This window comes from Ideonella sp. (assembly GCF_035254525.1).
Lineage (GTDB): Bacteria > Pseudomonadota > Gammaproteobacteria > Burkholderiales > Burkholderiaceae_C > Ideonella.
This window is the reverse complement of sequence record NZ_DATFAN010000184.1, coordinates 35,893-50,423: the sequence shown is the minus strand read 5'-3', so window position 1 is coordinate 50,423 and position 14,531 is coordinate 35,893. Positions and strand designations below refer to the sequence as shown.

At 69.5% G+C, this 14,531-nt stretch carries 9 protein-coding genes; 8 read left to right on the top strand and 1 reads right to left on the bottom strand.

What is annotated here, in order from left to right; genetic code table 11:
• Nucleotide 1 precedes the first annotated feature (1 nt).
• Nucleotides 2-2,779, bottom strand: coding sequence for a TonB-dependent receptor (locus tag VJ693_RS19790; protein ID WP_324156994.1), 2,778 nt, complete (start codon nt 2,777-2,779; stop codon nt 2-4).
• Nucleotides 2,780-3,013: 234 nt separating this feature from the next.
• Between VJ693_RS19790 and VJ693_RS19785 the strand changes: the two genes are divergently transcribed.
• From VJ693_RS19785 to VJ693_RS19750, 8 genes are all read left to right on the top strand, one after another.
• The gene (locus tag VJ693_RS19785) at nt 3,014-3,772 is read left to right on the top strand and encodes a GntR family transcriptional regulator (RefSeq protein ID WP_324156992.1); all 759 of its coding nucleotides are present in this window, start codon (nt 3,014-3,016) and stop codon (nt 3,770-3,772) included.
• A gap of 279 nt (nt 3,773-4,051) precedes the next feature.
• Nucleotides 4,052-5,305, top strand: coding sequence for an ABC transporter substrate-binding protein (locus VJ693_RS19780; protein WP_324156990.1), 1,254 nt, complete (start codon nt 4,052-4,054; stop codon nt 5,303-5,305).
• Complete coding sequence (locus VJ693_RS19775) at nt 5,302-6,228, top strand: sugar ABC transporter permease (RefSeq protein ID WP_324156989.1); 927 nt, start codon at nt 5,302-5,304, stop codon at nt 6,226-6,228. Before VJ693_RS19780 ends, VJ693_RS19775 begins: the two co-directional genes overlap by 4 nt.
• Nucleotides 6,229-6,232: 4 nt before the next feature.
• Nucleotides 6,233-7,087, top strand: a complete 855-nt coding sequence (locus tag VJ693_RS19770) for a carbohydrate ABC transporter permease (protein WP_324156987.1) — start codon at nt 6,233-6,235, stop codon at nt 7,085-7,087.
• Nucleotides 7,088-7,114: 27 nt separating this feature from the next.
• Nucleotides 7,115-8,263 carry a sn-glycerol-3-phosphate ABC transporter ATP-binding protein UgpC gene (locus VJ693_RS19765; RefSeq protein WP_324156986.1) on the top strand — a complete coding sequence of 383 codons (1,149 nt, stop codon included), beginning with the start codon at nt 7,115-7,117 and terminating at the stop codon, nt 8,261-8,263.
• A complete protein-coding gene (locus VJ693_RS19760) occupies nt 8,260-10,827 on the top strand; it encodes a family 20 glycosylhydrolase (RefSeq protein WP_324156985.1) in 2,568 nt (855 codons plus the stop codon). The genes VJ693_RS19765 and VJ693_RS19760 overlap by 4 nt, the downstream gene beginning before the upstream one ends.
• Nucleotides 10,828-10,898: 71 nt before the next feature.
• A complete protein-coding gene (locus tag VJ693_RS19755; RefSeq protein ID WP_324156983.1) occupies nt 10,899-13,766 on the top strand; it encodes a TonB-dependent receptor in 2,868 nt (955 codons plus the stop codon).
• 2 nt (nt 13,767-13,768) lie between these two features.
• Nucleotides 13,769-14,512 (top strand): SGNH/GDSL hydrolase family protein, encoded by a 744-nt coding sequence (locus VJ693_RS19750; RefSeq protein ID WP_324156982.1) that lies wholly within the window; start codon nt 13,769-13,771, stop codon nt 14,510-14,512.
• Nucleotides 14,513-14,531 lie beyond the last annotated feature (19 nt).

The following is a 14,531-nucleotide window of genomic DNA, read 5'->3' as shown; positions in this document are numbered from 1 at the left end:
ATCACAACTTCATGCGCAGCGTGAGGTAGTACTGGCGGCCGTTCTGGTAGATCGAGCGCGGCTGGTCCTGGTTCAGCGCGTAGTACTTCAGCTTCGGGTTGTTCAGGTTGCGGCCGTCCAGCGAGAGCGTGAGGTTCTCGCTGATCTTGTAGCCGAACGAGGCCGCCACGGTGCCGAAGTCGTCCTGGTTGAAGGCGGTCGAGCGATCCAGCCCGCTGTAGAAGTGCGAGCGGAAGCTGTAGGCCAGGCGGGCATTGAACAGGTCGTTCTCGAAGTAGCCCGACAGGTTGTAGGTGTCGCGTGACGCGCCGACGATCGGGCCGCCGTCCTTGTCTTCGGCATCGGTGTAGGTGTAGTTGGCCGCGATGCCGAAGTTGCTGAACAGCGGCTGCTCCCAGGCCAGCTCGATGCCCTTGACCTTGCCGCTGCTGTTGACCGGCACGGTCAGCACATACGGGGCCATGTAGCCGTTCGGGTGGTCGGTGTCGAAGGTCAGGTAGTCGTGCTCCGACTGGCCCAGGCCGACATAGTTCTGCAGGTTCATGTAGAACACGCCGGCCGACAGCAGCGAGCGCGGTGCGAAGTACCACTCCAGGCTGGCATCGACGTTGGTCGAGCGGATCGGCTTCAGGTCGGGGTTGGAGCCGCTGCCGCTGCCGGTGTCGCCTTCCTGCGCGGGGGGCGTCAGGTTCAGCGCGCCGGCCAGCGCCGAGTAGTCGGGCCGGGTCATCGTCTTCGAGACCGAGAAGCGGCCGACCATGTCCTTGGCGAGGTCGAAGCGCAGGTTCAGGCTGGGCAGGATGTCGTTGTAGGTGTGGTCGGTGGTCGCCGGCACGTAGTCGCCGAAGGCCGAGCCGACGATCGCGTTGGCCGGCGGCGTGGCCGGGAAGCCGATGTTGAGGAACTTCAGCACGTGCTCCTTGGTCTGCACCAGGCGCAGGCCCGCATCACCGCGCCATCCCTTGCCTTCGAGGTTGGCCTGCACGTAGACGGCATTGCTCTTCTCGTTCAGGCCGAAATCCCACTCCTTGTAGGCGCGGGTGACCGGGTCGCGCGTGGCGAAGTAGTCGAAGTCCTTGAGCTGGGCCGGCGTGTAGTACCAGACGTCGCGCGGGAAGGTGCCGCCCAGGCCGGCGCCGAAGTTGCCGGGGTAGTTCTTGTAGCCCTGCGGGAAGTTCGCCGGATCGAACGGCGATTGGGTGCCGGCCGGGCAGAAGTAGGGCTGCGACCAGTCGAAGCCGACCGCGTTGCCGCTGGCATCGCGACAGGTCGGGCCCCGGGCGATGACACCGTCCGAGTTGCGCTTGTGCTCGCCGAAGCGGGCGCCGAAGCGCAGGCTGGTCAGCACGCCCTGCTCGAGCGACCACTCGCCGTCCAGCTGGGCCCAGTTGTCGACGTCCTTGATGTTCACGTTCTGCGTGCCCCAGAGCCAGTCCAGCCGCGAGCCGGCGGGGCTGTTGGCGGGCGTGCCGATGGAGAAGTCGGGCGCGCTGTCGATGCCGTTCAGGTGCCACGAGCCGCCGCCGCCGACGTCCCACGAGGCCTGGTACTGGTTCGGCGTGCGGCCGTAGCCGGTCGAGGTGCCGATCTTGGTGGACAGCGTGAGGTCGTCCGTCGCGCGGAACTTGGCATCCCAGTTGAAGAACGAGGTCTCGGCCGACTCGTCGGGGCGCGAGATCTGGTCGTAGGTGCCGTAGGTGCCGCCGGTGTCGCTGAAGTTGGCCGACACGAGGGTGTTGTTGCGCACCACGTAGCCGGCGTCCGGCGATTGCCCAGCGCCCTCGGCGAGGAAGAAGGGCGCGTGCAGGAGGTAGTTGCGGTTGTAGTTGGCCGCCTTCATCTTCGAGTAGAAGCCCGACAGGTCCATCGTCAGGCTGTCCAGCGGCTTGAACTGCACGTCGACCATCCCGCCCTGGCGTTCACGCGTCTGTTCGAACAGCGCGGCGCCGGTGGAGCGGGGGTACCACACGCCGGCCAGGTCCGGGTGGGCGAGGGCGACCGCGCTGCCGGCCGCGATCTGGTTGTAGCCCAGGATCTCGACCCCGTCGCGGCGCAGACTGCGCTTTTCGGAGAAGGCCTGCGCCAACACGCCGAAGGTGTTGGCGTCGTTCTTCCAGTTCAGCAGGGCGCTGAACTGCGGGTCGGTCTTCTCGGGCAGGTCGGCGAAGACGGCGCCGATGCTGGCCTCCAGCGTCAGGGGCTTCTTGAACTCGAGCGGCTTGCGGGTGATGATGTCGACGTTGCCGACCACGCCGCCTTCGACGTCGCTGGCCTGTGCCGACTTGTGCACGACCACGCTGCCGACGATCTCCGACGGCAGCATCGTGAAGCTGACGCTGCGGCCGGCGTTGTCGCTCTGGTTCAGCACGAACCAGTCGCCCGAGGCCACCGGGTGGCCGTTGATCAGGGTCTGCGTCAGGCTGGGGTTGGTGCCGCGCATGCTGACGCGGTCGTTCTCGTCGAAGCCGCCTTCGGTGGCGCCGGCCGAACTGATCGTCACGCCCGGCACCCGCTGCAACGAGTCGGCCACGTTCTTGTCCGGCATCTTGCCGACATCCTCGGCGGTGATGACGTCGACGTGGCCGTCGGCGTCGCGCTTGGTCTGCAGCGATTTCTGCTGCGAGGCACGGATGCCGACGACCTCGATGCGCTCGACCTTGTCCTCAGCGGCCGGGGCGGAGGCCGCTGCGGGGGCCGGCGGGGGCGTCTGCGCCAGCGATGCGGAATGGAGCAGGAACGAGACCGCCGCCGCGGCGATCGGGGTGAGTTGCGCTTTCATGGTTCCCTCGGGCTGTGGGCTGGATTGAATCGTGACAGTACCAATGTACTACCAATTAATGCCACTTAGCTACCACTTTCGATCAGGGAAACACCTAGGCTTGGTGCTTGGTCTGGCGGCCATGGTTGTGCATTGCCCTCGCGTTGGGCAAACCGCGCCAGGTTCTGGCGCGTCTGGTATCTGGTTTGGTACGCTATTGGTATCTAGTCCTTCTTGAAGCCACAATCGGGCCACATGAGCACCCCCGTCCCGACCCTGGTCGAGCGCTTGCTGGCCGCGCTGGACACCAGCGCCAGCCAGCCGCTGTACCAGCAGCTTCAGCGCGCGCTGCGTGATGCCATCGACAGCGGCTTTCTGGCCGCCGACGATGCGCTGCCCTCCGAGCGGCAACTCGCCGCCGACCTGGGTGTGTCGCGCATCACGGTGCGCAAGGCGATCGACGGGCTGGCCGAGGAGGGGCTGCTGGTCAGCCGCCAGGGTTCGGGCAATTTCGTCAGCGCGCGCATCGACAAGAACTTCGCCAAGCTGACCTCGTTCTCAGAAGACATGCGCTCGCGCGGCCGCACGCCGCGCAGCGAGTGGCTCAAGCGCACGGTGGGCACGGTGACGCCGGAAGAGGCGCTGAAGCTCGCGCTGAGCCCCGGCTCGACCGTCTACCGCTTCCACCGGCTTCGCTTCGCCGACAACGCGCCGATGGCGATCGAGTACGCCACCGTGGTCGCCAGCGCCTTGCCCACGATCGATGCGGTGAAGGATTCGCTCTACGACGCGCTCGAAGCCACCGGCCACCGGCCCGTGCGGGCCTTGCAGCGCTTGCGCGCGCTGCTGCTCAACGACGAGCAGGCCGCGCTGCTGCAGGCCCAGCCGGGCGATGCGGGGCTGCTCGTCGAACGCCTGGGCTACCTGCGCGACGGCCGTGCCGTCGAGCTGGCCCAGTCCTTCTACCGCGGCGACACCTACGACTTCATCGCCGAGCTGAGCGCCGGCGGATGAGACTTCATCAGGTCGTGTAAGCCTGTGTTGCGTTAGGTTTCAGCGGCCGCGCCGGCCGCACGGCCCGCCGCGGGCGGCGCCACCCCGTGGGGTGGCCTGCCGGCGCCCCGCGCCGCGTTAGGAAGCGTAAGCCCGCCGAACCGGCTCTCGGCCCCAAACCCGTTTGATTTCAAGCACTTGGCGCATTGCGCCCGGTGGGCGCCGGGGCGGATGTGTCATACGGGGAGGGGTGTTAGCCTGCGGGCCGTTCCTCACCTCGGGCAAGGGCAAGGCAGGCAGATGCAGTTCGGTCGTTTCGTGGGCGCTGCGCTCGTCGCGTGGCTCGCCCTGTCGTGCACGGTGGCGCGGGCCGGCACGCTGGTCATCGAGAGCTGGCGGGTCGACGACAAGGCGCTGTGGGAGACCGTGCTGATCCCGGCCTTCCAGAAGAAGCACCCCGGCATCGAGGTGAAGTTCGCGCCGACCGCGCCGACCGAGTACGACTCCAGCCTGACCGCGCGACTGGCCGGCGGCACGGCCGGCGACCTGATCGCCTGCCGGCCGTTCGATGTCTCGCTGTCGCTGTACCGCAAGGGCCACCTCGACAAGCTCGACGGCAAGCCGGGCATGCAGTACTTCGCACCCGAATCGCTGGTGGCCTGGCAGACCGACGACGGCAAGGACAGCTTCTGCATGCCGGTCGCCTCGGTGATCCACGGCTTTCTCTACAACAAGAAGGTCTTCAAGACGCTGAACCTGCAGCCGCCGAAGACCGAAGCCGAGTTCTTCGCGCTGCTCGATGCGGTCAAGAAGGATGGCCGCTACGCCCCGCTGGCACTCGGCACCGCCGAGCAGTGGGAGTCGAACCAGATCGTCTTCACCAACATCGGGCCGAACTACTGGCACGGCGAGGAGGGCCGCAAGGCGCTGATCGCCGGCAAGGCGAAGTTCACCGACCCGGCCTTCGTCGCTGCGTTCGACTACCTGGCTCGCCTGGGGCCCTACCTGCCCAAGGGCGCCAGCGCGCAGACCTACGGCGACAGCCAGAACCAGTTCTCGCTCGGCCGCGCCGCGGTCTACCCGGGCGGCTCCTGGGACATCGCCTACTTCAACCAGACGCCGGGCCTGGAGTTGGGCGCCTTCGCGCCGCCGCCCGTGCGTGCCGGCGACACCTGCTACATCAGCGACCACATGGACATCGGCCTGGGCGTGAACCGCAAGTCGAAGAACAAGGACGACGCGTACAAGTTCCTCGCCTGGGTCGGCTCGCAGGAGTTCGCCGACACCTACACCAACCGGGTGACGGGCTTCTTCTCGCTGTCGAACCACCTGATCGCGGTGAGGGACCCGCTGGCCAAGCAGATGATCGAGTGGCGTACGCGCTGCCGCTCGACGATCCGCCTGAACGCGCAGGTGCTCAACCGCGGCACGCCGAGCATGGAGAACGAGCTCTGGAACGTCAACGCCCAGGTGCTCAACGGCAAGCTCGCCCCCAAGGACGCGGCGGCCCGCATCCAGGCCGGGTTCGCGAAGTGGTACAGGCCGCAGCCGTGACGAGCAACGCGCCCTCGGTGCGCTGGTGGCAGCTCGCGGTCTTCCTCGGCCCCGCGCTGCTGGTCTACGCGGCGTTCAGCGCGCTGCCGCTGGCCGACACGCTGCGGTTGTCGTTCTACACGGCCGACGATGCCGGCGTGCGCGCATTCGCCGGGCTGGCGAACTTCCGCACCATCCTGCTCGACCCCGAATGGTCGGCCGGCTTCTGGAACGCGATGGCCAACAACGCCGAGTTCTTTGCCGTGCACATGCTGGTGCAGAACCCGATCGGCCTGCTGCTCGCGGCGCTGCTGAGCACCAAGGGCCTGCGCGGCGCGCGCAGCTACCGCACGCTGATCTTCCTGCCCACGCTGCTGTCGGTGGCCATCATCGGCTTCGTCTGGCAGCTCATCCTCTCGCCGCTGTGGGGCGTGGGCGAGAAGCTGCTGACCTTCGTCGGGCTGCAGGAGCACTTTGCGCCGTGGCTGGGGCAGGAGGAGACGGCGCTGGTGACGCTGGCGCTGGTCTCGGTGTGGCAATACGTCGGCATCCCGATGATGCTGATCTACGCGGCGCTGCTCGCGGTGCCGGAGGAGATCGTCGAGGCGGCGCACGTCGAGGGCGCCGGGGCCTGGCGCATCTTCTGGAGCGTCAAGCTGCCGCTGATCTACCCGACGCTGGGGCTGGTGACCATCCTGACCTTCGTCGGCAATTTCAACGCCTTCGACCTGATCTACTCGGTCAAGGGCGCGCTGGCCGGGCCGAACTATTCGACCGACCTCCTCGGCACCTACTTCTACCGCACCTTCTTCGGCTACCAGGCGCAGATCGGCAGCCCGCACATGGGCGCGGCGGTGGCCACGCTGATGTTCCTCGTCATCCTGGCCGGCGTGGGCCTGTACTTCGTGGCCGTGCAGCGGCGGCTGAGGCGTTATGCGCTCTGACGCGATGGCGCTGCCCCGCCAGGCCGCCTGGCTCGACCCGCGCCTGGGCCGGCTCGCGCTGCACGCGGTGCTGCTGGCCTACACCGCGCTCGCGCTGTTCCCGATCGCGCTGATCCTGGTCAACTCGGTGAAGACGCGCGCGGCGATCTTCGACGACCCGATGGCGCTGCCGACGATGGACAGCCTGTCGTGGATCGGGTTCGAGAAGGTCATGGCCTCGACCCACTTCCTCGGCTACTTCGCCAACAGCCTGACGGTCACGCTGGCGTCGCTGGTGCTGATCGTCGGCTTCGGCGCGATGGCTGCGTGGGCCTTGTCGGAGTACGAATTTCCCGGCCGGCGCGTGCTGGCGGTGTTCATCGCCTTCGGCATCATGATCCCGATCCGGCTCGGCACGGTGTCGATCCTCGAGCTGATCGTCGCGCTCGACCTGGTCAACACGCTGACGGCGCTGGTGCTGGTCTACACCGCGCAGGGGCTGCCGCTGGCGGTGATGATCCTGTCGGAGTTCGTGCGCCAGGTGCCCACCGAGCTGAAGGATGCCGCGCGCTGCGACGGCGTCGGCGAGTTCCGCATCTTCTTCCAGGTCGTGCTGCCGCTGCTGCGGCCGGCGATCGCCACGGTGGCGGTGTTCACGATGATCCCGGCGTGGAACGACCTGTGGTTCCCGCTGATCCTCGCGCCGGCCGAGCAGACCCGCACGGTCACGCTCGGGGTGCAGCAGTTCATCGGCCAGTACGTGACCGACTGGAACTCGGTGCTCGCCGCGTTGTCGCTGGCCGTGGTGCCGATGCTCGTGCTGTATGCGCTGTTCTCGCGCCAGCTGATCCGCGGCCTGACCTCGGGGGCCGTCAAGTGATGTTCTGTTCGCTGTGGAAGTATTGAGATGGCCAGTGTCCGTCTGAGCAAGCTGCGCAAGTCCTACGACGGCCGGGCCGACGTGCTGGCCGGCATCGACCTGGAGATCGCCGACGGCGAGTTCGTCGTGCTGGTCGGCCCTTCGGGCTGCGGCAAGTCGACGCTGCTGCGGCTGCTGTGCGGGCTGGAGCAGGCCAGCGACGGCACGATCGAGATCGGCGGCGAGGTCGTGAACCACCTTCCGCCGGCCGCGCGCGGCATCGCGATGGTGTTCCAGAGCTATGCGCTGTACCCGCACATGACGGTGTACCGCAACATGGCCTTCGGGCTGAAGATCGCCGGCGCGCGCAAGGCCGAGATCGAGCAGCGTGTGCTCAAGGCGGCGCGCACGCTGAAGATCGAGCACCTGCTCGAGCGCTACCCGCGCGAGCTCTCGGGCGGCCAGCGCCAGCGCGTGGCGATCGGCCGCGCGATCGTGCGCGAGCCGCGCCTGTTCCTGTTCGACGAGCCGCTGTCCAACCTCGATGCCTCGCTGCGCGTGCAGACCCGGCTCGAGATCGCCAAGCTGCACCACCAGCTCGACGCGACCATCGTCTACGTCACGCACGACCAGGTCGAGGCGATGACGCTGGGCGACAAGATCGTCGTGATGCACGAGGGCCGCGTGCAACAAGCCGGCTCGCCGCTCGAGCTGTACCAGCAGCCGTGCAACCGCTTCGTCGCGAGCTTCATCGGCTCGCCGACGATGAACCTGTTCGCGGGCACGGTCGAGCAGGCAGGCGCGGACGGCGTGGGCGTCCACCTCGACTGCGGCGGCCGCGTGCGCGCGCTGGTCGACGGCAGCGGCGCGGCGGTGGGCGCGCGGGTGCAGGTCGGCCTGCGCGCCGAGCATGCCCAGCAGGGGCTCGAAGCCTCCGAGCACTTCTGCGGCCGCGTCGGCGTGGTCGAGCACCTGGGCGAAGCCAACTACATCTACCTGAGCTTGAGCGACGGCAGCGAGGCGGTCGTTCGTGGCGACGGCAACCGGATCGTGCGCATTGGCGAGGATTTCGCGTTCTCGGCCGACGCGAGCGCACTGCATGTGTTCGATGCCGAGGGCCGCGCGCTGCGGCGGCTGCGCCCGGGCAACATGGTGGCGGCGCAGCGCGCCGGCCAGCCGGCGAGGGCGGCGGCGTGACGGCGCGGCGCGTGGCGGGCGGCTGCCTGCGCGCACTCGTCTTCGTGGCCCTGTCCGCCGCGCTGTGGGCGGCGCTCGTGTCGGCCGTCGGCGCCGCGCCGGCGGCCGATGGCCTCGCGTTGCGCTGGGAGATCGAGCGCAACGTGGCCGACCCGGCGCATGCCGACGGGCGCTCGCGTGCGACGCTGACGCTCACCAACCGGGGCGCCGAGGCCTGGCCCGCCGCGGGCTGGGCGCTGTACTTCAACTGCCAGGCCGGCATCGAGCCCGAAGGCCATGATCCGCGTGTCGCCTTCGAGGCGCTGGCCGGCACGCTGTACCGCATGCGGCCGCGGGCCGGCTTCGGCACGCTGGCGCCCGGGCAGTCGATCGCGCTGCAGGTGCTGCATGCCGAGGTGGTCGCGAAGATGGACAAGGCGCCGAAGGGCCCGTACGTCGTCTTTGACAGCGCCCCGGCCGAAGGCCAGGCCATCAATGCCTTCGAGCGCGTGGTGCCGACCCGGCCCGAGCAGTTGAGCGATGCCGCCATCGCACTGACGCCGGAAGCGATCTACCGCCGCAACGAGGCGACCGCCACGCTCGCCGCCGAGACGCTGCCCCCGGTCTTGCCGAGCCCGCGCGCGTTCGAGCGCCGCGCGGGCCGGGTGCACTGGGCCGTGATGCCGGTGATCGACGCGCCGGGCGCGTTGCAGCGCGAGGCGCAGCAGGCCACCGCGCTGCTGGCGCCGCGCCTGCCGCTGGCCGCGCAGGCCACCGTGCGGGGCCGCCTGCGCCTGCGCATCGGCGCGGTGCCGGGGCCGGCGTCGCCCGAGGCCTACACGCTGGTCGTCGACCCGGCGGGCCATGGCAGCGTCACACTGAGGGGCCGCACGCCTGCCGCCATCGCCCGCGGCCTGCAATCGCTGCGCGAGCTGATGCCGCTGCCCGACGCCGCGGCGAGCGAGGGGGTGACGCTGCCCGCACTGCGCATCGCCGATGCGCCGCGCTTCGCCTACCGCGGGCTGCTGCTCGATGTGGCGCGCAACTTCCAGCCCAAGGCCACGGTGCTGCGCCTGCTGGACCTGATGGCGCGCTACAAGCTCAACACCCTCCACCTGCACCTCGCGGACGACGAGGGCTGGCGCCTGGCGATCGACGGCCTGCCCGAGCTGACGGAGGTCGGCGCGGTGCGTGGCCACACGCTGGACGGCGCCGACCGGCTGCCGCCGGCCTACGGCTCGGGCCCCTCGGTGGACGACCCGCACGGCAGCGGCTTCTACAGCCATGCCGACTACGTCGAGATCCTGCGGCACGCCGCCGCGCTGCACATCGAGGTGATTCCGGAAATCGAGATGCCGGGCCACTCGCGCGCGGCGGTCAAGGCGATGCAGGCGCGCAGCGCGCGCCTGGCGGCGGCCGGGCGCGCTGATGCGGCCGGCTTCCTGCTCAGCGACCCGGAGGACGCTTCCGTCTACCGCTCGCCGCAGTTCTACACCGACCACGTGATGAACCCGGGGCTGGCATCGACCTACGCGTTCATCGAGCAGGTCGTCGCGCAGGTCGCTTCGCTGCACCGCGACGCCGGCGTGCCCTTGCGCACGCTGCACGTCGGCGCCGACGAACTGCCCGCCGGCGCGTGGGAGCGCTCGCCCGCCTGCGCGCGGCTGATGCAGTCGCTCGGCCTGCGCAGCCGCGCCGAGCTATGGGACCACTTCTACCGCCGCGTGATCGCGATCGTGCGCGCCCACGGCGCGCAGCCGGCCGGCTGGGAGGAGCTCGGCGCGCGCCGCCCACCGGGCCGCGACGCCGCGCCGCTCGAGCCGAACCCGGCGTTCATCGCCGAGCGCCCGCCGCTGTTCGTCTGGAACAACCTCGACGACGCGGCCGACCTGGCCTACCGGCTGGCCAATGCCGGCTACCCCATCGTGCTGGCCCCGGCGACCGCGCTGTACTTCGACATGGCGCACAGCGCGCGGCCCGACGAGCCGGGCGTGAACTGGGCGGCCACCATCGACCTCGACACGGTGTTCGACTACCTGCCGCTGGACGCGACCCGGGTCGCGCCCACCGACCCGGCGCGCCGCCCCGGCCTGCAGCCGCTGAGCGCACGCGGCCGCGGCCAGGTGCTCGGCCTCGAGGCGACGCTGTTCAGCGAGACGGTGCGCGAGCCGCAGCGCATCGACTACCTGCTGATGCCGCGCCTGCTCGCACTGGCCGAGTGCGCCTGGGCGGGCGAGCCGGCCTGGGCCCGCGCCAGCGGCCACGCTGTCGCCACGCGCCTGCATGCCCAGGCCTGGTCGGTCTTCGCGAACCAGGTCGGCCAGCGCGTGCTGCCGCGCCTGGCGGCCGAGTGGCCGGACCTGAACTACCGCATCGCGCCGCCGGGCCTGCTGAAGCAGGGCGGCCGCGTGTGGGTCAACCACCAGCTGCCGGGCTTCAGCGCCCGCTACACCACCGACGGCAGCGAGCCGGGGCCCGGCAGCCCGCTCGTCGCCGGCCCGATCGGCGAGCACGGCTGGATCCGCGTCGCCGCGTTCGATCGCAACGGCCGGCGTGGCCTGTCGTCGCTGGTCGACAACCGCTGATGAGAGAAGAAAAGAACCCGTACGGGGAGTGTCTGTTCCATTCAATCCAAGTTGACGGAAGGTCCGCGCACATGAAAAGCACGAGGAGTCAAGAGGGAAGCCAGGGCAGCCGGTGTCGCCGGCCGCGCAGCCGTGTCACGCCGATCGCGGTGGCCTGCGCCACGCTGTGGTGTCCGGCGGGGCTGCTGCTGGCGCAGGAAGCGCAGACACCGCAGACGGTCACCGTGACCGGCATTCGCGGCAGCATCGAGAGCTCGATCGCGGTCAAGCGCAACTCGGACGAGATCGTCGAGGCGGTGACGGCCGAGGACATCGGCAAGCTGCCCGAGACCAGCATCGCCGAGTCGCTGGCCCGCCTGCCGGGCCTGACCGCGCAGCGCGTCAACGGCCGCGACCAGGTCATCTCGATCCGCGGCCTGGCGCCGAAATTCGGCGTCACGCTGCTCAACGGCCGCGAGATCGTCAGCACCGGCGACAACCGCTCGGTCGAGTTCGACCAGTTTCCCGCCGAGCTGATCTACAGCGCCGCGGTCTACAAGACGCCCGATGCGGCGCTGGGGGCGCAGGGCCTGTCGGGCACGGTCAACATGAAGACGGTCAGCCCGCTGTCGCTGGCCGGCCGGCAGCTAACGCTCGGCGTGCGCGGCGAGCGCAACGACAACGGCACGGTCGTGCCCGGCACCAGCGCCGGCGGCAACCGGCTGAGCGTGTCCTACATCGACCAGTTCGCCGACCGCACGGTGGGCCTGGCGCTCGGCTACGCCCACCTGGACAGCCCGAACCAGGAGCGCTACTTCAAGTCGTGGTGGTGGGGCAACTCGGCGATCTGGGGCGGCGGCTTCCGCGGCCTGGAGAACGAGGATCCGTCCAAGGCGCCGTCCACGCTGCAGGGCTTCGAGGCCGGCGTGCGCAGCATCGACAACACCCGCGACGGCCTGATGGCCGTGCTCGAGTACAAGCCGAACAAGGACCTGCACAGCCAGCTCGACCTGTATTACTCGAAGTTCAGCCAGAAGTCCGAAGGCCGCGAGTTCCAGGCCAACCTGATGCCCGACTGGAGCGGCAGCGGCACCTCGGATTCGCCCGTGTCGGGCGGCCCGATCTACAGCAACGTCGGCACCACGACCTTCGGCAACGACCGCGTCGTCACCAGCGGCACGCTCGGCAACGTCGACCCGCTGGTGCTGATGCGGCACACCCAGCGCGACGACAAGATCTTCGCGATCGGCTGGAACAACGAGCTGGCGCTGGGCGACTGGAAGGCCACCGGCGACCTGAGCTACTCGAAGGCCCGGCGCGACGAGGTGGTCGCCGAGGCCTATGCGTCAGCACCGGCGATCACCGGCTTCAGCAGCTTCCACGCCGAGACCGGCGCGGGCTTCTCGCAGTTCACGCCGGTGCTGGATTACGGCGCGGGCGGCGCGCTGCAGCTGCGCAGCTTCTCGGAGTGGGGCAGCCTGAACGGCGTCGGCCAATCCGGCTCGCTCAGCCCGATCAAGGTCGATGACGAGATGAAGGCGCTGCGCCTGTCGGCCAAGCGCTCGCTGGAGTGGGGCCCGCTGAGCCAGTTCGAAGGCGGCGTCAACTACACCGACCGCAGCAAGGACACCCGCCGCACCCAGACGATCTACGCGTTGAAGGACGGCACGCCGTGCGCGAAGGACGGCGACACCTGCGCGCCGATCACCGACGCCTTCGCGGTGTCGGCGGCCGACCTGGGCTTCGTCGGCATCCCCAGCCTGGCCGGCTTCGACATGATGAAGGCCATCGGCAGCGGGGTGTACGACTCGGCTGCGGTCAACGAGGCCTCGGCACCGGGCCGCATCTGGGGCGTCAACGAGAAGGTCACGACCGCCTTCGGCAAGTTCGGGCTGGACTTCGACGTCGGCATCCCCGTGCGCGGCAACCTTGGCCTGCAGGTCGTGCGCACCGAGCAGAACGCCACCGGCGTGGTCTGGGACGCACAGGCCGGCGCCGCATCGCCGACTTCGTACAGCAAGAGCTACACCGACGTGCTGCCGAGCCTGAACCTGGTGGGCGAGGTCACGCCGACCACGCTCGTCCGCTTCGGCCTGGCCAAGACGCTGGCGCGGCCCAACCTCGAGGACATGCGGGCCGGCTTCACCGCGCAGCCGGCGACCTCCGGCGAGAAGCTCGGCCAGTGGTCGGGCAGCGGCGGCAATCCCTTCCTCGAGCCCTGGCGCGCCACCGCGGTCGACCTGTCGGTCGAGAAGTACTTCGGCAAGCGCAGCTACGTGGCGGCCGCGGCCTTCCACAAGCAGCTCGAGTCGTCGATCTACGTCGACGACATGAAGTTCGACTTCACCGGCTTCCCGAACACGACCGGCGTCGAGCCGGTGTGCATGCCGGGCGAGACCAACTGCAACATCGGCATCCTCTCGGCGCCGATCAACGGCAAGGGCGGCTACATCGAGGGCTACGAGCTTTCGGCGGCGCTGGACTTCGGCATGCTCTATAAGCCGCTCGACGGCTTCGGCGCGGTGTTCAGCCTGTCGCACAACCAGAGCAACCTGCCCGGCCATTCGAACGACGGCAAGGCGGACCTGAAGCGCACGATCGAGGGCCTGTCCGGCGATGTCGGCAGCCTGGTCGTCTACTACGAGAAGGACGGCTGGTCGGCCCGCGTCGGCCAGCGCTACCGCTCGAAGTACGTGGCCGAGGTGCGCGGCGTTTGGATCGACAACTCGCTGTCATCGATCAGCGCCGAGCGCATCACCGACCTGCAGCTCGGCTACGCGTTCGAGACGGGCGCGCTCAAGGGCCTGTCGCTGCAGTTCCAGGTCAACAACCTGACCAACACGCCGTACCGTACGACGCTGCAGGACGACTCCAGCACCTCGACACCGCCGCGCATGATGCCCGAGCAATACTACGAGTATGGCCGGCGCTACCTGCTCGGCGTGACGTACAAGCTGTGAGCATGAGACGAATCGCCCTTCACCGAACCACCCGCGCGGCGCTGCTGGCACTGGCCACGGTGGCCACCGTGCTGGTGGCCGGCCACGCGGCCCGCGCCTGGGCGGCCGAGGGCCCGCCGCCCGATTGGGCGGGCCTGGGCCGCTACGCGGCGGCCAACGCCGCGCTGGCGGCTCCGGCGGCCGGTGAACGGCGGATCGTCTTCATGGGCGACTCGATCACCGAGGGCTGGACCCGCGGTGCCCCGGATGGCCCGTTCGCCGACCCGGCGAACGTCAACCGCGGCATCAGCGGCCAGACCACGCCGCAGATGCTGGTGCGCTTTCGCTCGGACGTGATCGCGCTGCGGCCGGCGGCGGTGGTGATCCTGGCCGGCACCAACGACATCGCCGGCAACACCGGCCCGGCCACGCTCGATGTCATCGAGGGCCACATCGCCTCGATGGCCGAGCTGGCACGGGCGCACGGCATCCGCGTGGTGCTGTGTGCGCTGGTGCCGGCCTCGGCCTACTACTGGAACCCGGCCGTGCAGCCGGCGCCCCAGATCGTCGCGCTGAACGCCCGGCTGCGCGCGCTGGCCGAGCGCGAAGGCCACGCCTTCGTCGACCTGCACACGCCGATGGCCGATACCCAGGGGGGATTGCGCCGCGAGCTGGGCGAGGACGGCGTGCACCCGAACGCCACGGGCTATGCGCTGATGAAGCCGCTGGTCGAGCAGGGCATCCGGCGCGCGCTGCAGGCCCGTTGAAGCCTGTGCCGATTCCGGC

Bases quoted from the DNA above. Each gene is read 5' to 3' on its own strand.
- VJ693_RS19790 (WP_324156994.1), bottom strand. From the start codon at position 2,779: ATGAAAGCGCAACTCACCCCGATCGCCGCGGCGGCGGTCTCGTTCCTG.
- VJ693_RS19785 (WP_324156992.1), top strand. From the start codon at position 3,014: ATGAGCACCCCCGTCCCGACCCTGGTCGAGCGCTTGCTGGCCGCGCTG.
- VJ693_RS19780 (WP_324156990.1), top strand. From the start codon at position 4,052: ATGCAGTTCGGTCGTTTCGTGGGCGCTGCGCTCGTCGCGTGGCTCGCC.
- VJ693_RS19770 (WP_324156987.1), top strand. From the start codon at position 6,233: ATGGCGCTGCCCCGCCAGGCCGCCTGGCTCGACCCGCGCCTGGGCCGG.
- VJ693_RS19765 (WP_324156986.1), top strand. From the start codon at position 7,115: ATGGCCAGTGTCCGTCTGAGCAAGCTGCGCAAGTCCTACGACGGCCGG.
- VJ693_RS19755 (WP_324156983.1), top strand. From the start codon at position 10,899: ATGAAAAGCACGAGGAGTCAAGAGGGAAGCCAGGGCAGCCGGTGTCGC.
- VJ693_RS19750 (WP_324156982.1), top strand. From the start codon at position 13,769: ATGAGACGAATCGCCCTTCACCGAACCACCCGCGCGGCGCTGCTGGCA.